Here is a 19,147-nt window from a genome sequence, read left to right as displayed (position 1 = left end):
GACCGGAACCAAACTAAAGCGCCCTCTGTGGCGCTTTAGTTTTATACCAATCAATCATCTTCCAGCAGGCGCGCCCCGGTCCCCTGCTCGCCAAGCTGATCGCCAGGGTTACGCAACGGGCAATCGCTGCGCGACAAACAACCGCAACCAATACATCCATCCAGTTCATCGCGTAGCGCCACCAGAGTATGAATGCGTCGGTCCAACTCTTCACGCCATTGCGAAGAGAGCTGTTTCCACTCTTTAGCACTGAGGGAATGTCCTTCAGGTAATACACCGAGCGCGTCACCGATCGTGGACAGCGGGATCCCGATACGTTGAGCAATTTTTATAATCGCCACGTAACGCAACACATCTCGTTTATATCGGCGCTGATTGCCGCTGTTGCGCATACTGCTGATTAACCCTTTGCTTTCATAGAAATGCAGGGTTGATACCGCCACGCCGCTACGCCTGGCGACTTCACCTGGCGTGAGCAACGCTTTTATCCGGGGTAATTTCTTTTCCATAAATCGCTTTACCTCAAGTTAACTTGAGGAATTATACTCGCCCGCAGACAAAACGACGAATCGAATACTGAGAAAGAGGCAGCCCTATGTCCCATCAGCAGATTATTCAGACCCTTATTGAATGGATTGACGACCATATCGATCAGCCACTGAACATTGAGGCGGTGGCGAAAAAATCAGGTTACTCGAAGTGGTATTTACAGAGAATGTTCCGCACGGTGATGCGCCAGACGTTGGGAGACTATATCCGCCAGCGTCGACTTTTACTGGCCGCCGTTGAACTGCGAACGACTGAGCGACCTATTTTCGATATCGCGATGGATCTTGGTTATGTATCGCAACAAACCTTCTCGCGCGTGTTTCGCCGCGAGTTTGACCGTACCCCCAGCGACTACCGCCACCGCCTGTAAGATTATTGCCCGCTTTGCGTCAGTATGGCGGGCGACCGTTGTACCCAGTGTATGAACTCCTGCGGCGGTAGCGCCTTCGCAAAATACCAGCCCTGACAATACTGTACACCACGTTCGCGTAGCCACTCGATTTGCTCGATCGTTTCCACCCCTTCTGCAATCGTCTTCAGGTGTAAGCTTTGCGCCATTTCGATGATATGTTCGGCAATCAGGTGACTGGTGCTGTTACTGGACAAAGTGCTGATAAACGATTTGTCGATCTTCAGGATATCAATATTCAACGCGGACAAATTATGTAGATTGGAATATCCCGTGCCAAAATCATCAAACGCCACTTCATAACCCGCCTGGCGAAACGCCTGGATTACCGGGGTCATTTTATCTATATCAATAAACCCACGCTCCGTTACCTCGACTTTAATTTGCTGGGCCGCCACCGAGCACTCACGGTTTTTGTCGGTAATCAGCGCAATGAGCCGGGATGAATGAAAATCAGAAGCAGACAGGTTTATCGAGATATAAAGTTGAGGATGCGCCGACAGAAAATAGCCTAAATCGTTGAACACCTCTTCAACGACATAATCCGTGATGCGCTCAATCATTCCCTCTTTTTCAGCCAGCGGAATAAACTCGGTCGGGCTCATCACTTCACCATTACAGCCCGGCCAGCGCAGCAGAGCCTCAGCCCCAACGCACTGACCGTTTTTGATATCAATGATCGGCTGGTAGTGCAGACGCAGTTGACGTTTTTTGATTGCGCGTTTTAACAAGCGGCGAGGAGATAAGTATTCCTGACGCGTGCGCCACCACATTAGCAGTATCAGGATGCTGCAGATAATCCCGAAAGGAATCGTTAATACCGCCTCGTGATAAAAAATCTGACTTACGCGCTCGCCTGAAGTCGACACAATAATCGCAATCGGGCGTTTTTCTGAATGCACTATGGTATAGAAGCGCTCGTCCAACTGGAAAGTCGAAGCTTCACCTCGCACCAACGACAATAATTGCGCAATAGGCGCACCTTCGCTGGCAGAGAAAAAGGTATCCGTTACCGTGTCGTACACGCCCCAGGACAGATCCGGATCATCTGACATCACTTCGCTGTAAGATAATGGGTTAATGACGACAACGTAGTTTCCCCGTTGCATATACGTCATTCGGTAACCAGCGAAAAAGGGAGTATCACGATAGTAATAGATGGAGATGTCTGGCGTACGTTTATAGTCGGCAGTCGGCATAATATAGGTGGCAGGCGGTACCATCGACGTAGAGCACAAAAAATGATCGCCCTGCGCATAAATTAGCTCGCTGATATATAAACGGCCACGAATAATATTTAACATACTTTTCTGATGTGCCGGGGTACACATCTTACCCTGATACAATTGGGCCATATCACGCGCTAAATCGGCTTGTTGGATCACCAATTCAGTTTTATTTAACACCAGTTGAGCAAAGGAGCGAAGTTGATTACGGGTTTCGGACATTGCACGGATTTGAGCAAACCATAACGCCAGCACCACGGGGAGCAATACCACCATGAATGTTCCGAGGAACTTCAGCATCTTGCGTCGTGTACTGTGATTCATGTCAGCCCTATTTCCCTGTTTCGTATATGCCAGAACCCATTAAGGCAGGATGCTATAAACACCGACTGATTAAGTTGCATGAATCTACCAGTATTAGCAACAGACTTCTCTATGTAAAAATCTGATAATAGTTGATGATGATATTATTTTTACGTAAGGCAAACTTAAAGTTATGCTTATTTCATAACGTTATTATCCCCAAGAAGTAATTTTTTATGAGCACTATCCTGGTTGTGTTTAAGAAATTCATTAAATTTTTTTAACGATTAATTTAGGATAAATTAAACAAGTAGCGTAAATGCACCTTTGAGATTGATTATTTAGTATCATTGCTTCTTTGAATATAGCCACACAAAAATCATGGTTATCACCCTGCAAAAATTACGGCCACTACTGGTGAACAAACGAGCATATGTGATATAGTTCACAAAAATCATGTAACAGAAACAATGTTTCATTCATGTTATTGCCCGTCGATAGCCAGAGTACTACACCCTCGGTGAACACCCCCGCGCTGTCCTGGGCATCCAGACTTTCTGAGGACGTTTTTAATGGCAACGATAACAACTGGCGTGGTTCTTCTGCGGTGGCAATTACTCAGTGCGGTGCTGATGTTTTTAGCCAGTACGCTCAATATCCGTTTTCGTAAATCAGATTATATTGGCCTGGCCGTCATTAGCAGCGGTTTAGGGCTGGTTTTTGCCTGCTGGTTTGCGACCGGATTACTCGGCATAACCCTGGTGGATATGTCCGCAATCTGGAAGAATATTGAAACAGTGATGGTTGAAGTGATGAGCCACACACCGCCAGACTGGCCGATGGTGTTGAACTGATAACAGAATTGAATATGGCTACCCCAAACCTGAGGTAGCCATAATTTTCAGCGAAGAGCAGAGGGATTAGAACGGAATATCGTCGTCGAAATCCATCGGCGGCTCGTTAGACGGCGCTGCCGGAGCTGACTGCTGCGGGCGAGACTGCGCGCCGCCGCTGAACTGATTGCCACCCTGCGGCTGCTGAGGCTGACCCCAACCACCCTGCTGCTGGCCGCCACCTGCCGGAGCACCACCACCCTGACGACCGCCCAGCATTTGCATGGTGCCGCCAACGTTAACCACAACTTCAGTGGTGTATTTTTCTACGCCAGACTGATCGGTCCATTTGCGGGTACGCAGTTGACCTTCGATATAGACCTGGGAACCTTTACGCAGATATTCGCTGGCCACTTCCGCCAGTTTGCCAAACAGCACAACGCGGTGCCATTCAGTCTGCTCTTTCATTTCGCCGGTCGCTTTATCACGCCAGGATTCGGAAGTAGCCAGCGTAATGTTGGCAACTGCGCCACCATTCGGCATATAGCGTACTTCCGGGTCCTGGCCCAGATTACCGACGAGAATCACCTTGTTTACGCCTCTGCTGGCCATGATCGTGTCTCCTGAAAAACGTTACTGAATAAGTGTAAGCGCGGGATTGTAGCATTTCCAATAGCGCTTTTACTACGTTGCGAGATCGATTCCAGTAAACAACCCCCGACAAACATTGTTGCACAAGCACATGCGTTTTGCATTCCAATACTGTATATCCATTCAGGTTAGGTTGTGTCATAATTAACCGTTTGTGATCGCCGGTAGCACCATGCAGCCAGGCAAAAAAGCGTTTAATCCGGGAAAGATGAATGGATAAGATCGAAGTTCGGGGCGCCCGCACCCATAATCTCAAAAACATCAACCTCGTCATCCCGCGCGACAAGCTGATTGTCGTCACCGGGCTTTCGGGCTCAGGCAAATCTTCGCTCGCTTTCGACACCTTGTATGCCGAAGGGCAGCGTCGTTACGTTGAATCCCTTTCCGCGTACGCGCGTCAGTTTCTGTCGCTGATGGAAAAGCCGGATGTCGACCACATTGAGGGGCTGTCTCCCGCCATCTCAATTGAACAAAAATCGACGTCCCACAACCCGCGATCCACGGTAGGTACGATTACCGAAATTCACGACTATCTGCGTCTGCTGTTTGCCCGCGTTGGCGAGCCACGCTGCCCGGATCACGACGTTCCCCTGGCGGCACAGACCGTTAGCCAGATGGTGGACAACGTTCTGTCGCAACCGGAAGGCAAGCGTCTGATGCTGCTGGCACCGGTAATTAAAGAGCGAAAAGGCGAGCACACCAAAACGCTGGAAAACCTGGCGGGCCAGGGTTATATCCGCGCCCGTATCGACGGTGAAGTATGCGACCTTTCCGATCCGCCCAAGCTTGAACTGCAAAAGAAACACACCATCGAAGTGGTGATTGACCGCTTTAAAGTACGCGACGACCTCACCCAGCGACTGGCCGAATCCTTTGAAACCGCGCTGGAACTGTCCGGCGGTACGGCTGTGGTCGCCGATATGGACGACCCGAAAGCGGAAGAACTGCTGTTCTCCGCCAACTTCGCCTGCCCAATCTGCGGCTACAGTATGCGCGAGCTGGAACCACGTCTGTTCTCGTTTAACAACCCAGCAGGCGCGTGCCCAACCTGCGACGGCCTCGGCGTGCAGCAGTATTTCGATCCTGATCGGGTGATCCAAAACCCGGAACTCTCGCTAGCTGGCGGCGCTATTCGCGGCTGGGATCGCCGCAACTTCTATTACTTCCAGATGCTTAAGTCACTGGCGGAACACTATAAGTTCGATGTCGAAGCCCCATGGGCCAGCCTGAACCCTACCGTGCATAAAGTGGTGCTGTACGGTTCAGGTAAAGAGAATATCGAATTTAAATATATGAACGATCGCGGTGATACCTCCGTACGTCGCCATCCGTTCGAAGGCGTGTTGCACAATATGGAGCGCCGTTATAAAGAGACGGAATCCAGCGCGGTACGTGAAGAACTTGCCAAATTCATCAGCAACCGACCATGCGCCAGCTGTGAAGGGACGCGGTTACGGCGGGAAGCCCGCCACGTATTTGTTGAAAATACGCCGCTGCCCGCGATTTCCGATATGAGCATCGGTCATGCGATGGATTTCTTTAACAACCTGAAGCTTGCGGGCCAGCGCGCGAAGATTGCAGAGAAAATTCTCAAAGAGATTGGCGATCGTCTGAAGTTCCTGGTCAACGTCGGCCTCAACTACCTGACGCTGTCGCGTTCGGCAGAAACGCTCTCCGGCGGTGAAGCTCAGCGTATCCGTCTGGCAAGCCAGATCGGCGCCGGTCTGGTCGGCGTTATGTACGTACTGGATGAACCGTCTATCGGTCTGCATCAGCGCGATAACGAGCGTCTGCTGGGTACGCTTATCCACCTGCGTAATCTGGGTAATACCGTTATTGTGGTTGAGCACGATGAAGATGCGATCCGCGCTGCCGACCACGTTATCGATATCGGCCCCGGCGCTGGCGTTCACGGCGGTCAGGTGGTTGCCGAAGGTACGCTCAAAGATATCATGGCGGTGCCTGAGTCACTGACCGGCCAGTACATGAGCGGGAAGCGCAAGATTGAAGTGCCGAAACAGCGCGTGGCGGCTGACCCAGAGAAAGTGCTGAAGCTCACCGGCGCGCACGGCAATAACCTGAAAGATGTCACCCTGACGCTGCCGGTTGGCTTGTTTACCTGCATTACCGGTGTTTCCGGCTCGGGTAAATCAACGCTGATTAACGACACGCTGTTCCCGATTGCGCAGACGGCGCTGAACGGCGCCACGCTGGCTGAACCTGCGCCGTATCGCGATGTTCAGGGCCTGGAACATTTCGACAAAGTGATCGACATTGACCAAAGCCCGATTGGCCGTACGCCGCGCTCTAACCCGGCAACCTACACCGGCGTGTTTACGCCAGTGCGCGAACTGTTTGCCGGTGTGCCGGAATCGCGTGCTCGCGGTTACACTCCGGGGCGTTTCAGCTTTAATGTCCGTGGTGGGCGCTGCGAAGCCTGTCAGGGCGACGGTGTGATTAAAGTCGAAATGCACTTCCTGCCGGATATCTACGTGCCGTGCGATCAGTGTAAAGGCAAGCGATATAACCGCGAAACGCTGGAGATTAAATACAAGGGCAAGACCATCCACGAAGTGCTGGATATGACGATTGAAGAAGCGCGTGAATTCTTCGATGCCGTTCCGGCGCTGGCGCGTAAGCTGCAAACGCTGATGGACGTTGGCCTGACGTACATTCGACTGGGTCAGTCCGCTACCACGCTCTCGGGCGGTGAGGCGCAGCGTGTGAAGCTGGCGCGCGAGCTGTCAAAACGCGGTACCGGGCAAACGCTATATATTCTCGATGAGCCGACCACCGGCCTGCATTTTGCGGATATTCAGCAGTTGCTGGACGTGTTGCATCAGTTGCGCGATCAGGGCAACACCATCGTGGTGATTGAACACAATCTGGACGTGATTAAAACGGCGGACTGGATTGTCGACCTTGGTCCGGAAGGCGGCAGCGGCGGCGGGGAAATACTGGTCTCCGGTACGCCAGAAACGGTCGCTGAATGTGAAGCCTCACACACGGCCCGTTTCCTCAAGCCGCTGTTGTAATTGCGCAACACTTGTCTGGCCTACAGAATATGCATAATTGCTTGTAGGTCAGATAAGGCGCTTGCGCCGCATTCGGCAGGAGTTATCCTGATGGCGCTGCGCTTATCAGGCCTACGAAACGACAGACCAGGCATAAAGCTTGTAGGCCGGATAAGGCGCTTGCACCGCATCCGGCAGTAGTTATCCTGATGGCGCTGCGCTTATCAGGCCTACGAAACGACAGACAGACATAAAGCTTGTAGGCCGGATAAGGCGCTTGCGCCGCATCCGGCAGTAGTTATCCTGATGGCGCTGCGCTTATCAGGCCTACGAAACGACAGACCAGGCATAAAGCTTGTAGGCCGGATAAGGGCTTGCGCCGCATCCGGCGAAACGGATCAGGGCTGCGCAAGTGTCCGGCGTTTATCTTCCGGCAGCGTGTTTACAGCCTGCTGATATGAAGCGTCTACCAGATAATAAATCTGTGAATCCGGCAGCGAGCCGTCCAGATACACCGTACTCCAGTGCGCCTTATTGAGATGCCGGCTTGGCCGTACATCGCTATGCTGCTGACGTAACAGCTCTGCCAGCTCCGGGCTGGTTTTCAGAGACACCGCCGGGCGTTCTTCCACCTCTTTTACCATGGCAAAGAGCACATCTTCGACTTTGATTTGTGTGGCCTTCCAGTCGCTGTGAACGCTCTGCTCCGCGCCCGTTTTTGCCATGCAGTATTGCAGCAACTCCGAATTCGTCATCTTTATTCCCCTTACCAGCATGTTGCCTAATGAGAACATCTTTTATTCAGTGTGCAGCAAGTCCGCAAAAGGTAAAAGCCAGCAATGCAAATTTGTTTAAAAAAACAGCACCCCGCAGCCAGCGTCCTTAATACTCTGAGTTGACGATCACCTCTTCACCAAACGCACCGGCCTGCGGCAGCGGTTTATAAGTGGAGTTAGAGGCGCGCAAAATACGAATACCACGGATGCCCACGTCGCGAGCGGCGGTGATGTCGTTATCAGAGTCACCGTAGAACATGCGGACATTTTTATCCTGCAGCCACTGCGTTTTGGTGTTCTGACCCGGCTTATCACCGGCAAAAATGACCGGATTCATATTGCCGGCCGGGATGTGAAAGTTATCAGACAACGTTTTCGACACCGTTTCGGTCTTCGTCTGGCTGCGCCCGGTCACGAAAAAGATACTGTCGCCGCGACGCACGTGCATATCAATCAGCTGACGCGCCACTTCTTTTGGAATGCTGAATTCGTCCCAGCCATTGTTCATTTTTTCCCAGAAGGCCGGATTCTTCAGGTAATCCTCACTGTCCGGGGAATACGTTTTTTTACCGCGCCAGAAGCCCGGGCTGGAAAAGAGGACGGTGTCATCGATATCAAACCCGACGGCCATCGGCGGACGTCCGGTCAGGCTATTTTCAATTTGTGCCACAGAGACCCAATGAATGGGGGCCTGCTCAGCGAGTTTTGCAACGTTGGTGCCAGGATTAAGCTGAGAAGGAGAGGAAACTAACGCCTGGGCTGGCTGATTTAACGTGAATAATAAACAAACGGCACTCAGTGCCAACGTAAACTTGCGCATATTTTTCCCTAAGTAGTCAGTTAGTTATCATTTTTTTATTAACAACTGGTCAAAAAACTATCTGACCTTACCCCTTAGGGAAAGGGAAAGGAAGGATTTTCTCTGGTTTTGTCCTGGAAAAGGAGCACGATCACACAGGAATGCGTGCCTGATGGCGCTACGGTTATCGGCCTACAAACGAAAATCCATATCCCCTTGTAGGCCGGATAAGGCGTTTACGCCGCCATCCGGCAACACACAAAGTCGATTACATGACGGCGGCAAATGCCTTCGCCACGCGCTGCACGTTACCGTGATTCAACCCGGCCACGCACATACGACCGCTGGCTATCAGGTACACTCCGAACTCATCGCGCAGGCGATCGACCTGAGCGGCGCTAAGCCCGGTATAGCTGAACATCCCGCGCTGTTGCAGCAGGTAATCAAAGTTACGACCAGGGATCTCCGCATTCAATACGTTAACCAGCTCTTGGCGCATCGCCAGAATGCGGGTACGCATCTCTTCGACTTCCGCCAGCCAGCTGGCTTTCAGTGCGTCATCACCCAACACCGCGGCAACCACCTGCGCACCAAAATTTGGCGGGCTGGAGTAGTTACGACGCACCGTCGCTTTTAGCTGCCCCAGCACGCGGCTAGCGGCATCAGCGTCTTCACATACCACAGACAGTCCGCCGACGCGCTCACCGTACAAAGAGAAAATCTTCGAGAATGAGTTGCTGACCAGGGCAGGCAATCCGGCGCTGGCGATGGCGCGGATCGCGTAGGCATCGTCCTCCATTCCTCCGCCGAAACCCTGGTAAGCAATATCCAGGAACGGGATTAGATCGCGAGCTTTCAGGATCTCAATAACGCCATCCCACTGCGCGGGAGTTAAATCCGCGCCCGTCGGGTTATGGCAGCACGGATGCAGCAGTACGATGCTGCGCGCCGGTAAGGTATTCAGCGTGGCCAGCAGGTCGTTGAAACGCACGCCGTTGGTCGTGTCGTCATACCATGGGTAAGTACTTACTTCGAATCCAGCACCTTCAAAAATCGCGATGTGGTTTTCCCAGGTCGGATCGCTGACCCACACGCCAGAATCAGGGAAATAGCGTTTCAGAAAGTCGGCGCCAACCTTTAGCGCACCGGAGCCGCCCAGCGTTTGAATGGTTGCGACGCGCTGCTGCTGGAGAACCGGATGCTCTGCGCCAAACAACAGCGGTGCAATAGTATGGCGATAGGTGTTCAGACCTTCCATCGGCAGATACAGTGAAGCGCCATGCGGTTTGGCATTAAGTCGGGATTCCGCTTCCGCCACCGCTTTAAGCTGAGGAATAATGCCGTCTTCGTTGTAGTACAGGCCGATGCTGAGGTTCACTTTGTCGCGACGTGAATCTTCTTTGAAACGCTCCATGAGCGATAAAATCGGGTCGCCAGCGTAGGCGTCAACTTTTTGAAACACGTGTGGTTCTCCAGGTTTACAGGCAGGGGTTAAGAACACAATAAACCGGAAGCGGGAGAAGATCGAGAGGATGTTGAGAGGAATATTGCCGGACGGCGGCGTCACCGCCTGTCCGGCACTTCATACTGTTAATCGATATACTTCATCGCTACCCTTGATGTCAGGCGCGTAATAAGTTCGTAAGCACTTACTTTCGTCATTTCAGCAATACGTTCAACAGGCAGGCCCTCGCCCCACAGAATCACCGAATCGCCCGCTTTGTCCTGTGCTTCGGGGCCTAAATCGACGCAGATCATATCCATCGCGACGCGACCGACGATCGGTACTTCACGGCCATTAACCAATACTGGTGTCCCAGATGGCGCTGCGCGCGGATAACCATCGCCATAGCCCATCGCCACCACGCCCAGACGCGTGTCGCGCTCGCTCAGCCAGGTTCCACCATAGCCAACCGGCTCGCCCGCTTTGTGCTCACGCACCGCAATCAGGCTGGAGGTCAGCGACATCACCGGCTGGCAGCCAAAATCGGCGCCAATAGAGTGATTTTCCAACGGCGATACGCCATACAGAATCAGCCCCGGACGCGCCCAGTCGAAGTGGGACTGCGGCCACAGCAGAATACCACCCGACGCGGCAATCGAACGCTGCCCCGGTTTGCCTGCGCAAAAACTATTGAAGATATCGAGCTGTTTTTCGGTCGCGCCGCACTCAGGCTCGTCCGCGCGTGCAAAGTGGCTGACGATATTGACCGGCTGGCGCACGTTTTCACATTGCGTTAAGCGTTGATAAAACGCCTCGGCCTGCTCAGGACGCACGCCCAGGCGGTGCATTCCCGTGTCGAGCTTCATCCAGACGGTGACCGGTTCAGCCAGTTTTGCGGCTTCCAGGGCTTCAAGTTGCTCCTGGTTGTGGACGGCAGTATGCAGACGCTGCGCGGAGATTGTCGGTAGATCGGAGGCATCAAAAAATCCCTCCAGCAGCAGGATGGGCTGCGTGATCCCTCCCCCTCGCAACCGCAGGGCTTCTTCAAGACGAGCGACACCAAAAGCGTCCGCATCAGGGAGCGTTCGCGCGGTCTCTAACAGACCATGGCCGTAGGCGTTCGCTTTCACGACCGCAACCAGTTTACTGGCTGGAGCCAGTTCACGCAGACGTTGCAGGTTGTGTCGCAGAGCGCGGCGGTTAATGACTACAGTTGCCGCTTGCATTTGTATTCCTTAATAAAAGAATCACCTAAATCATTCGTGTTGCAGAAAGTTGACAAGCCTGAGAATCCCCGGAAGCTTAGTAAACTAAGTGAGCGGGGTGAACGGGCGTAGTCAACACATCTGCAGCATGAAGGATGACGGAGATTTATTCGTCGTCGTATTGTGGGCCCGCATAGTTATCGAAGCGCGACCACTGACCGTTAAACGTCAGGCGCACCGTACCGATCGGACCGTTACGTTGCTTACCAATAATGATTTCTGCGATCCCTTTCAGGTCGCTGTTTTCGTGATAAACCTCATCACGATAGATAAACATGATTAAGTCGGCATCCTGCTCGATGGAGCCGGATTCACGCAGATCCGAGTTGACCGGACGCTTGTCCGCGCGTTGTTCCAGAGAGCGGTTAAGCTGCGACAGCGCCACCACCGGCACATGCAGCTCTTTCGCTAGCGCTTTCAGCGAGCGGGAGATTTCTGCAATTTCCAGCGTACGGTTGTCGGAGAGCGACGGCACGCGCATCAGCTGCAGGTAGTCGATCATGATAAGCCCGATACCGCCATGTTCACGGGCGATACGGCGGGCACGCGAGCGCACTTCCGTTGGCGTCAGGCCGGAGGAGTCATCAATATAGATGTTTCGTTTCTCCAGCAAAATACCCATTGTTCCGGAAATTCGCGCCCAGTCTTCATCATCAAGTTGACCGGTACGGATTTTGGTTTGGTCCACGCGTGAAAGCGAGGCCAGAGAACGCATCATGATCTGTTCTGAGGGCATTTCAAGACTGAAGATAAGCACCGGCTTATCCTGCAACATCGCCGCATTTTCGACGAGGTTCATTGCAAATGTCGTTTTACCCATCGACGGACGCGCGGCAACGATAATTAAGTCTGACGGCTGCAAACCGGCAGTCTTTTTGTTGAGGTCGTCATAACCGGTGTTCACTCCGGTGACGCCGTCGTGCGGCTGCTGGAACAACTGCTCGATACGCGCGACGGTTGCGTCGAGCACATCGGTGATGTTTTTCGGGCCTTCGTCTTTATTGGCGCGGCTTTCAGCGATTTTAAAGACGCGGGACTCAGCAAGATCCAGCAGATCTTCACTGGAACGTCCTTGCGGATCAAACCCGGCTTCCGCGATTTCGTTTGCAACCGAAATCATGTCGCGAACAACGGCACGTTCGCGGACGATATCCGCATAAGCGCTAATATTCGCCGCACTTGGCGTGTTTTTAGATAACTCAGCCAGATAAGCAAAACCGCCGACGCTGTCCAGTTGCCCCTGCACCTCCAGCGATTCAGCGAGCGTGATCAGATCGATGGGTTTTCCCATCTCCTGCAGGCGATGCATTTCCGTGAAGATATGCCGGTGTGGACGGGTATAAAAATCTTCCGCCACCACACGCTCGGCTACATCGTCCCAGCGTTCGTTATCCAGCATTAAACCGCCCAACACCGACTGTTCCGCTTCAATCGAGTGCGGCGGTACTTTCAGCCCGGCGACCTGGGGATCGCGCTCACGAGCATCAGTCTGTTGTTTGTTGAAGGGTTTATTTCCTGCCATAGTGAATGGAGTTACCGAGATAATGATTGGGTCGAAAGATTACCACATTTCTTTTGGAGGAAGCATGGCAACACGTATTGAATTTCACAAGCATGGTGGCCCTGATGTACTCAAGGCAGTGGAGTTTACGCCCGTAGACCCGGCGGAAAACGAAATCCAGGTCGAGAACAAAGCGATTGGGATCAACTATATCGACACCTACATCCGTAGTGGCCTTTATCCGCCGCCTTCTCTGCCCAGCGGGCTGGGTACCGAAGCCGCAGGTGTGGTCAGTAAAGTCGGTAGCAAAGTGACGCACATTAAAGCCGGCGATCGCGTGGTTTACGCTCAGTCTAGCCTGGGCGCCTACAGCTCAATGCATAATGTCCCGGCTGATAAAGCCGCTATTTTGCCCAACGCTATCTCGTTTGAACAAGCTGCCGCCTCGTTTCTTAAAGGACTGACCGTTTTTTATCTGTTACGTAAAACCTATGAAATTCAGCCTGATGAGCCGTTTTTGTTCCATGCGGCTGCGGGCGGCGTCGGTATGATTGCCTGTCAGTGGGCAAAAGCATTGGGTGCGAAGCTGATAGGTACCGTCGGTAGTGCGCAAAAGGCGCAAATTGCGCTGCAGGCCGGCGCATGGCAGGTGATTAACTATCGTGAAGAAAGCATTGTTGAGCGAGTGAAAGAGGTAACCGGCGGTAAAAAAGTGCGGGTGGTGTACGACTCGGTGGGCAAAGATACCTGGGAAGCCTCGTTGGATTGTTTACAGCGCCGGGGATTGATGGTCAGCTTTGGTAATGCTTCCGGGCCGGTGACCGGTGTGAATTTAGGCATTCTGAACCAGAAAGGTTCGTTGTACGTGACCCGTCCTTCACTCCAGGGTTACATCACCAACCACCACGAATTAACCGAAGCCAGCAATGAACTATTCTCGCTAATTGCCAGCGGAGTGATCAAGGTGGATGTTGCACCGGGTCAGACGTTCGCACTGCACGACGCACAGCATGCTCATGAGGTACTGGAAAGCCGGGCCACGCAGGGCTCGAGTTTGCTGATCCCGTAGCTTGAATTCCCCTCCCGCATTCAAGCAGCCAACACACCCGGAGTTTGAATTATGACGGGGAAAGAAAGAATTAGGGCTTCCCGCAGGAAGCCCTTTCTTTTTTTATGTTCGGCTGTATGTAGGGTACAGCTCGATGAATTCGTTAACCTGGCAATAGTGACAGATTTGATAATCAATTCCTATTTGGTTCTAAAGGCAATGTTGCAGGTTGTGACGCACCGCTCAATACCTTAGTAAAATCGGCGGTTATTGCGCTGATACTGTGGGACTTTTGGCGCTTTTATCGCCTTGATAACCCACACCACGGCAACGGCCAGTAGCAGCCAGGGTAGCAGTTTTATCATCAAGGCAAATAGTCCGCCTACAAACATCACTGCAGTAGCTACCACCAATGCGGCCAACACGCCCAGCAAAGATATGCCGGTGACCATCAGCATGATAAAAAATCCAATCACAAAAAGTAGTTCCAGCATGGTTCTCTCCCGAAATGAAATTCTCTCCATTGCCTAACAAGAAACACGCCAAAAATAATACATTGATTTATAAAGAAAATGCCCCGCGATAAAGCGCAGGGCATGGTGAAATTAACTAACTTTTGGTGAAAACTTAACGCTTATCAGCGACCAGCTTCAGCGCGTGTTCCAGAACGTTAATATCTGCCCCGGCTTTATGCGCATTCTCGCTCAGATAGCGACGCCACTGACGGGCACCTGGGATCCCCTGAAACAGCCCCAACATATGGCGCGTCACATGCCCCAGATAGGTTCCCTTACTCAGTTCACGCTCAATATACGGGTACATGGCGCGCACCACGGCAACCGGATCGGCATCTTCGGTGGTGGCAGCAAAAATTTCGCGGTCAACGGACGCCAGAATACCGGGGTTTTGATAAGCTTCACGCCCCACCATCACGCCATCCATATGTTGCAGATGAATTTTCGCCTCTTCCAACGATTTAATGCCGCCGTTGATCGACATCGTCAGATGCGGGAAATCACGCTTGAGCTGATAAACACGGTCATAGTCCAGCGGTGGGATCTCGCGGTTTTCTTTCGGGCTTAATCCGGACAGCCAGGCCTTGCGGGCGTGGATGATAAACATCTCACATTCGCCGTTGCCCGATACCGTGTTGATGAAATCACACAGGAATTCGTAGCTGTCCTGGTCATCAATGCCGATACGTGTTTTCACCGTTACAGGGATCGACACCACATCGCGCATCGCTTTGACGCAATCGGCGACCAGTTGCGCATTCCCCATCAGACAGGCGCCAAACATGCCATTCTGGACGCGGTCGGAAGGACAACCCACATTGAGGTTAATTTCGTCGTAGCCCCGCTGTTCAGCGAGCTTCGCACAGTGTGCCAGCGCAGCCGGATCGCTCCCGCCCAGTTGTAATGCAACCGGATGTTCTTCTTCGCTATACGCCAGATAATCGCCTTTACCATGAATGATTGCCCCAGTGGTTACCATCTCCGTATAGAGCAGCGTCTGGCTGGACAGTAAGCGCAAAAAGTAGCGGCAGTGTCTGTCCGTCCAGTCGAGCATCGGCGCGATAGAAAAACGATGAGCGGGAAAAGCGGTAGACTGAGATTCAGGCAGCATGGCGAATATTCAAGCATCCGGTTAAAAAAGGGGCGCTACTATAGCATAGACCGATACGATAGTGAGCCACATCCTCGTGGTTATCCATTCGTGGCCCCCACTCGCGCTATTTACGCCCTGGTTTTCCGTCATGAGAGCCAAAAAACTGCGGTGGATGGTCGACCCAGCGATCCTCGCGTGTAGCCGCATAAACCGGGTTAAGCGGGTAATAAATGCGGTTATGTTTTTTATTGGCTTCACCGACGACCAGCAGACGTACCTCTTCACTGGTGTTATTGATAAAGGTGTGACACACGCCGGTGCCCGCCGGAAAACCAACGCTGTCGCCTGGTTCCAGCTTCCACAAATACCCATTAATCCAGGCCTCAGGATAGCCTTCCAGCACGTAGATAAACTCTTCCTCATCGCTTTCAGCGTGTGGGTACGACGTGCGTCGACCCGGCGGCAGACGTTCATGATGAATGCCGAGCCGCCCTAACCCCAGCCTGCGGGCAAGCGGCGCACCAATGGCAAACAGCTCATCGCTGTCGGGATACGTGGAGTCATCAGCCCCCTCAACTTCACGCCAGTGGCGAATACAATCGGGTCTTTTCATGTTTTTTTCCAGTATTGCGATGCGTCAGGTATAGCACACCACGGCGGATCTCGGCGTTTTAAGCAGAACATGTTAAAGTAAGGGATTAACCTTCCACGCAAATCGAGGCGCCAAATGGACAAAACCACTACGCAGGAGTTATTGGCTCAAGCTGAAAAACTCTGTGCGCAACGCAACGTGCGGCTTACGCCACAACGCCTCGAAGTGCTGCGCCTGATGAGCCTGCAGGAAGGCGCAATCAGCGCCTATGACCTCCTTGATCTGTTGCGGGAAACCGAACCGCAGGCCAAGCCGCCGACCGTGTATCGTGCGCTCGATTTTCTGCTGGAACAAGGATTTGTGCACAAGGTGGAATCCACCAACAGCTATGTGCTTTGCCATCTGTTCGATCAGCCAACCCACAGTTCCGCCATGTTCATTTGCGACCGCTGTGGCGTGGTAAAAGAAGAGTGTGCGGAAGGCGTGGAAGACATCATGCATACGCTGGCGGCAAAAATGGGCTTTGCACTGCGACATAACGTTATTGAAGCCCACGGGCTGTGTCCGGCCTGTGTGGAAGTTGAATCATGCCGCCATCCTGGCGAGTGCCAGCATGACCATACGATTCAGGTGAAGAAAAAAGTTGGGCGCTAGGTAAGCGGAAGAGCGTACATCCTTGTACTCTCAGGAGGGAGGGGTTAATTACCAGCGGTAATCATTACGTTTTTCCCAATCCGTAACTTCTTTCTCCGCCTGATCTTTCGCGTAACCGTAACGCTCCTGGACTTTACCGACCAGCTGGTCACGTTTACCTTCGATGACCGTCATATCATCATCGGTCAGTTTGCCCCATTGCTCTTTCACTTTACCTTTGAACTGCTTCCAGTTGCCGCTGACTTCGTCTTTATTCATCATCAAGTCCTCATCGTTAGGTTGTGAATAGCGAGAGTGCCATGTCCAGACACATGCTGTTTTTGCTGGACGTGAGAATAAGTGTAGTCAGTGATTCTGGGTTTTATTTACTATTCGGAATTTTTAACCATCCAGCTCAGGCAAACCAGGTGCCATTACGCCAGTGACGACGCCAGATAAAGGCCAGTGAAAGCCCTCGCAGCGCAAGGAAAACGGTTAATGCCAGCCATAAACCATGATTTCCAAGCCACGGTAAAACCAGTAACGTTAATGCGAACCCCGCGGCGGCAACGGCCATACTGTTACGCATTTCTGCAGCCCGCGTCGCGCCAATAAACATCCCGTCGAGCAGATAACACCACACCCCCACCAACGGTAAAACCACCTGCCAGAAAAGATAGCGATCGGCCAGCTGTTGGATCTGCACCAGCGAAGTCAGCAGCGCCACAATCTGCTCGCCAAACAGGGCATAAACCAGCGAGAACAGGATGGCCACTATACCGGACTGTCGACAGGCCGCCCGCCAGACGTCCAGCAACTGGCTGCCATCCCGCGCCCCATAAGCCTGGCCCGAATGCGCTTCCACGGCATAGGCAAATCCGTCCAGCGCGTAGGCGGTAAAGGTCAGCAGGGTCATCAACACGGCGTTAACCGCAATGATATCGCCTCCCAGACGCGCGCCCAGCACCGTAATGGCCCCAAAGCAGAGCTGTAACAGCAGCGAACGCAGCATGATGTCGCGGTTCAGTGCCAGCAAACGACGGAAGTTGCCACGCCAAGCCTGCTTCAGCATGACCAGCGAAATCCCGCGCATATGCAGGACTTTACGCACCATCATCAGGCCAATCAGCAAGGTGGCATATTCGGCAATCACCGTTGCCAGTGCCGCTCCCTGCACGTTCATATGCAGGCCCATCACCAGCCATAAATCGAGCACAATGTTGAGAATATTGCCGACAATCAACAGAATAACTGGCGCTCGCGCATACTGAACACCAAGCAGCCAGCCGAGCAGCACCAGATTTGCCAGCGACGCGGGCGCGCTTAACCAACGGATTTCAAGGAAACGCCGGGCCTGATCCAGTACCGCTTCATTTCCCCCGACAATATGCAGAGCCAGATCGATAATCGGCGTACGAAACAGTGCGATAAGCAGACCCGCTCCCAGCGCCAGCATTAGAGGCTGCACCAGCGCGCGTGCGAGCGCTTGCGGATTTTTCGCGCCAAATGCCTGCGCGGTCAGGCCGGTAGTGCTCATGCGCAAGAAAAGCAGCAGCATAAAGAGAAAGCTGGTCGCCGTGGCGCCAACCGCAACGCCGCCAAGATAGACCGGGCTATCCAGATGACCAATCACCGCGGTATCCACCAGTCCCAGCAGGGGAACGGTGATATTGGAGAAGATCATCGGTAAGGCGAGGTGCCAGAGTGCTTTATCAGAAGAGGTAAAGAAAGGCATACAGGAGAGCCTGAGAAGAAGTTAGAGGTACTGAAAAAAATGTTGCCCAGGCCCGGTAAGCGCAGCGCCACCGGGCGAGTTGCCGGATGGCGACGCAAACGTCTTATCCGGCCTACAGGGACTCAAGAGAATATTACAGCCATTCACCGTTACGAATGACGCCTACCGCTAGCCCTTCAATAGTGAAGTTTTGCTCGCGCAGGTCGACAACGATAGGTTTGAATTCGCTGTTTTCTGGCAGGAGTTCAACCTTATTGCCTTGCTTTTTCAGACGCTTAACCGTGACTTCGTCATCGATACGGGCAACAACGACCTGGCCGTTACGCACGTCCTGAGTCTTATGCACCGCCAGCAGATCGCCGTCCATAATCCCGATATCTTTCATCGACATACCGCTGACGCGCAACAAAAAATCGGCGTTCGGTTTAAACAGTGAAGGATCGACCTGATAGTGGCCTTCGATGTGCTGCTGCGCCAGAAGAGGTTCACCTGCCGCAACGCGACCGACAAGCGGTAATCCTTCTTCTTCTTCCTGCAGCAGTCGAATACCGCGCGATGCACCGGAGACTATTTCCAGTACACCTTTACGCGCCAGCGCTTTCAGATGTTCTTCAGCTGCGTTTGGGGAACGGAACCCCAAACGCTGCGCGATCTCCGCACGCGTCGGTGGCATACCTGTCTGGCTGATGTGATCCCTAATGAGATCAAACACCTCTTGCTGCCTGGCCGTTAACGCTTTCATTCCGCCCCCTGGGTGTATA

General features: G+C 52.8%; 19 protein-coding genes. 5 read left to right on the top strand and 14 right to left on the bottom strand.

Annotated features, from left to right (window positions below):
* Positions 1 to 50: 50 nt before the first annotated feature.
* Positions 51 to 509, bottom strand: a complete 459-nt coding sequence (gene soxR, locus E1B03_RS02775; RefSeq protein ID WP_103771848.1) for a redox-sensitive transcriptional activator SoxR — start codon at positions 507 to 509, stop codon at positions 51 to 53.
* Between the two features lie 86 nt (positions 510 to 595).
* Here soxR and soxS point away from each other — a divergent pair, with 86 nt between their 5' ends.
* The gene (soxS, locus tag E1B03_RS02770; protein ID WP_016155362.1) at positions 596 to 919 is read left to right on the top strand and encodes a superoxide response transcriptional regulator SoxS; all 324 of its coding nucleotides are present in this window, start codon (positions 596 to 598) and stop codon (positions 917 to 919) included.
* A gap of 2 nt (positions 920 to 921) precedes the next feature.
* Here soxS and E1B03_RS02765 read toward each other — a convergent pair whose 3' ends face one another.
* Positions 922 to 2,508 (bottom strand): EAL domain-containing protein, encoded by a 1,587-nt coding sequence (locus tag E1B03_RS02765; RefSeq protein WP_133085650.1) that lies wholly within the window; start codon positions 2,506 to 2,508, stop codon positions 922 to 924.
* A gap of 551 nt (positions 2,509 to 3,059) precedes the next feature.
* On the opposite strand from E1B03_RS02765, the gene E1B03_RS02760 reads away from it, so the two are divergent.
* A complete protein-coding gene (locus E1B03_RS02760) occupies positions 3,060 to 3,341 on the top strand; it encodes a YjcB family protein (protein WP_016155360.1) in 282 nt (93 codons plus the stop codon).
* 66 nt (positions 3,342 to 3,407) lie between these two features.
* On the opposite strand, the gene ssb1 is transcribed toward E1B03_RS02760, so the two are convergent.
* Positions 3,408 to 3,932: a single-stranded DNA-binding protein SSB1 gene (ssb1, locus tag E1B03_RS02755; protein WP_003826621.1), complete on the bottom strand. Its 525-nt coding sequence runs from the start codon at positions 3,930 to 3,932 to the stop codon at positions 3,408 to 3,410.
* Between the two features lie 251 nt (positions 3,933 to 4,183).
* Between ssb1 and uvrA the strand changes: the two genes are divergently transcribed.
* A complete protein-coding gene (gene uvrA / locus E1B03_RS02745; protein WP_133085649.1) occupies positions 4,184 to 7,006 on the top strand; it encodes an excinuclease ABC subunit UvrA in 2,823 nt (940 codons plus the stop codon).
* Between the two features lie 377 nt (positions 7,007 to 7,383).
* Here uvrA and E1B03_RS02740 read toward each other — a convergent pair whose 3' ends face one another.
* The 5 genes from E1B03_RS02740 to dnaB all read right to left on the bottom strand — a co-directional run bounded on the left by E1B03_RS02740 (position 7,384) and on the right by dnaB (position 12,791).
* Positions 7,384 to 7,740, bottom strand: coding sequence for an MmcQ/YjbR family DNA-binding protein (locus tag E1B03_RS02740; protein ID WP_103771846.1), 357 nt, complete (start codon positions 7,738 to 7,740; stop codon positions 7,384 to 7,386).
* A 127-nt stretch (positions 7,741 to 7,867) separates the two neighbouring features.
* Positions 7,868 to 8,581, bottom strand: coding sequence for an acid phosphatase AphA (aphA, locus tag E1B03_RS02735; RefSeq protein ID WP_043018082.1), 714 nt, complete (start codon positions 8,579 to 8,581; stop codon positions 7,868 to 7,870).
* Positions 8,582 to 8,828: 247 nt separating this feature from the next.
* The gene (gene tyrB / locus E1B03_RS02730) at positions 8,829 to 10,022 is read right to left on the bottom strand and encodes an aromatic amino acid transaminase (protein ID WP_103771845.1); all 1,194 of its coding nucleotides are present in this window, start codon (positions 10,020 to 10,022) and stop codon (positions 8,829 to 8,831) included.
* Positions 10,023 to 10,150: 128 nt separating this feature from the next.
* A complete protein-coding gene (gene alr, locus E1B03_RS02725) occupies positions 10,151 to 11,230 on the bottom strand; it encodes an alanine racemase (protein ID WP_103771844.1) in 1,080 nt (359 codons plus the stop codon).
* Between the two features lie 145 nt (positions 11,231 to 11,375).
* Entirely contained in the window at positions 11,376 to 12,791 is a 1,416-nt protein-coding gene (gene dnaB, locus E1B03_RS02720) for a replicative DNA helicase (protein WP_003826610.1), read from the bottom strand.
* A gap of 64 nt (positions 12,792 to 12,855) precedes the next feature.
* Between dnaB and E1B03_RS02715 the strand changes: the two genes are divergently transcribed.
* Positions 12,856 to 13,839: a quinone oxidoreductase gene (locus tag E1B03_RS02715; RefSeq protein ID WP_103771897.1), complete on the top strand. Its 984-nt coding sequence runs from the start codon at positions 12,856 to 12,858 to the stop codon at positions 13,837 to 13,839.
* Positions 13,840 to 14,069: 230 nt separating this feature from the next.
* Here E1B03_RS02715 and pspG read toward each other — a convergent pair whose 3' ends face one another.
* From pspG to E1B03_RS02700, 3 genes are all read right to left on the bottom strand, one after another.
* Positions 14,070 to 14,312, bottom strand: coding sequence for an envelope stress response protein PspG (gene pspG, locus E1B03_RS02710; RefSeq protein WP_103771843.1), 243 nt, complete (start codon positions 14,310 to 14,312; stop codon positions 14,070 to 14,072).
* 133 nt (positions 14,313 to 14,445) lie between these two features.
* Positions 14,446 to 15,444, bottom strand: coding sequence for a tRNA dihydrouridine(20/20a) synthase DusA (dusA, locus tag E1B03_RS02705; protein WP_103771842.1), 999 nt, complete (start codon positions 15,442 to 15,444; stop codon positions 14,446 to 14,448).
* Positions 15,445 to 15,550: 106 nt separating this feature from the next.
* Complete coding sequence (locus E1B03_RS02700) at positions 15,551 to 16,039, bottom strand: cupin domain-containing protein (protein ID WP_103771841.1); 489 nt, start codon at positions 16,037 to 16,039, stop codon at positions 15,551 to 15,553.
* 114 nt (positions 16,040 to 16,153) lie between these two features.
* On the opposite strand from E1B03_RS02700, the gene zur reads away from it, so the two are divergent.
* The gene (gene zur, locus E1B03_RS02695) at positions 16,154 to 16,672 is read left to right on the top strand and encodes a zinc uptake transcriptional repressor Zur (RefSeq protein WP_003031709.1); all 519 of its coding nucleotides are present in this window, start codon (positions 16,154 to 16,156) and stop codon (positions 16,670 to 16,672) included.
* 48 nt (positions 16,673 to 16,720) lie between these two features.
* On the opposite strand, the gene E1B03_RS02690 is transcribed toward zur, so the two are convergent.
* The 3 genes from E1B03_RS02690 to lexA form a co-directional block, all read right to left on the bottom strand.
* Positions 16,721 to 16,930: a CsbD family protein gene (locus E1B03_RS02690; RefSeq protein WP_103771840.1), complete on the bottom strand. Its 210-nt coding sequence runs from the start codon at positions 16,928 to 16,930 to the stop codon at positions 16,721 to 16,723.
* Positions 16,931 to 17,066: 136 nt separating this feature from the next.
* Positions 17,067 to 18,386 (bottom strand): MATE family efflux transporter DinF, encoded by a 1,320-nt coding sequence (gene dinF, locus E1B03_RS02685; protein WP_103771839.1) that lies wholly within the window; start codon positions 18,384 to 18,386, stop codon positions 17,067 to 17,069.
* 133 nt (positions 18,387 to 18,519) lie between these two features.
* The gene (lexA, locus tag E1B03_RS02680; protein WP_003826596.1) at positions 18,520 to 19,128 is read right to left on the bottom strand and encodes a transcriptional repressor LexA; all 609 of its coding nucleotides are present in this window, start codon (positions 19,126 to 19,128) and stop codon (positions 18,520 to 18,522) included.
* Between the last annotated feature and the right edge of the window lie 19 nt (positions 19,129 to 19,147).

The organism is Citrobacter arsenatis, from assembly GCF_004353845.1.
Taxonomy (GTDB): Bacteria; Pseudomonadota; Gammaproteobacteria; order Enterobacterales; family Enterobacteriaceae; genus Citrobacter; species Citrobacter arsenatis.
Note: the sequence above shows the minus strand (reverse complement) of the source record. Positions and strands in the feature narration are given on the sequence as shown.

Excerpts from the sequence above, each read along its gene's own strand:
- soxR (WP_103771848.1), bottom strand. The coding sequence starts at position 509 with ATGGAAAAGAAATTACCCCGGATAAAAGCGTTGCTCACGCCAGGTGAA.
- soxS (WP_016155362.1), top strand. The coding sequence starts at position 596 with ATGTCCCATCAGCAGATTATTCAGACCCTTATTGAATGGATTGACGAC.
- E1B03_RS02765 (WP_133085650.1), bottom strand. The coding sequence starts at position 2,508 with ATGAATCACAGTACACGACGCAAGATGCTGAAGTTCCTCGGAACATTC.
- E1B03_RS02760 (WP_016155360.1), top strand. The coding sequence starts at position 3,060 with ATGGCAACGATAACAACTGGCGTGGTTCTTCTGCGGTGGCAATTACTC.
- ssb1 (WP_003826621.1), bottom strand. The coding sequence starts at position 3,932 with ATGGCCAGCAGAGGCGTAAACAAGGTGATTCTCGTCGGTAATCTGGGC.
- uvrA (WP_133085649.1), top strand. The coding sequence starts at position 4,184 with ATGGATAAGATCGAAGTTCGGGGCGCCCGCACCCATAATCTCAAAAAC.
- E1B03_RS02740 (WP_103771846.1), bottom strand. The coding sequence starts at position 7,740 with ATGACGAATTCGGAGTTGCTGCAATACTGCATGGCAAAAACGGGCGCG.
- aphA (WP_043018082.1), bottom strand. The coding sequence starts at position 8,581 with ATGCGCAAGTTTACGTTGGCACTGAGTGCCGTTTGTTTATTATTCACG.
- alr (WP_103771844.1), bottom strand. The coding sequence starts at position 11,230 with ATGCAAGCGGCAACTGTAGTCATTAACCGCCGCGCTCTGCGACACAAC.
- dnaB (WP_003826610.1), bottom strand. The coding sequence starts at position 12,791 with ATGGCAGGAAATAAACCCTTCAACAAACAACAGACTGATGCTCGTGAG.
- E1B03_RS02715 (WP_103771897.1), top strand. The coding sequence starts at position 12,856 with ATGGCAACACGTATTGAATTTCACAAGCATGGTGGCCCTGATGTACTC.
- pspG (WP_103771843.1), bottom strand. The coding sequence starts at position 14,312 with ATGCTGGAACTACTTTTTGTGATTGGATTTTTTATCATGCTGATGGTC.
- dusA (WP_103771842.1), bottom strand. The coding sequence starts at position 15,444 with ATGCTGCCTGAATCTCAGTCTACCGCTTTTCCCGCTCATCGTTTTTCT.
- E1B03_RS02700 (WP_103771841.1), bottom strand. The coding sequence starts at position 16,039 with ATGAAAAGACCCGATTGTATTCGCCACTGGCGTGAAGTTGAGGGGGCT.
- zur (WP_003031709.1), top strand. The coding sequence starts at position 16,154 with ATGGACAAAACCACTACGCAGGAGTTATTGGCTCAAGCTGAAAAACTC.
- E1B03_RS02690 (WP_103771840.1), bottom strand. The coding sequence starts at position 16,930 with ATGAATAAAGACGAAGTCAGCGGCAACTGGAAGCAGTTCAAAGGTAAA.
- dinF (WP_103771839.1), bottom strand. The coding sequence starts at position 18,386 with ATGCCTTTCTTTACCTCTTCTGATAAAGCACTCTGGCACCTCGCCTTA.
- lexA (WP_003826596.1), bottom strand. The coding sequence starts at position 19,128 with ATGAAAGCGTTAACGGCCAGGCAGCAAGAGGTGTTTGATCTCATTAGG.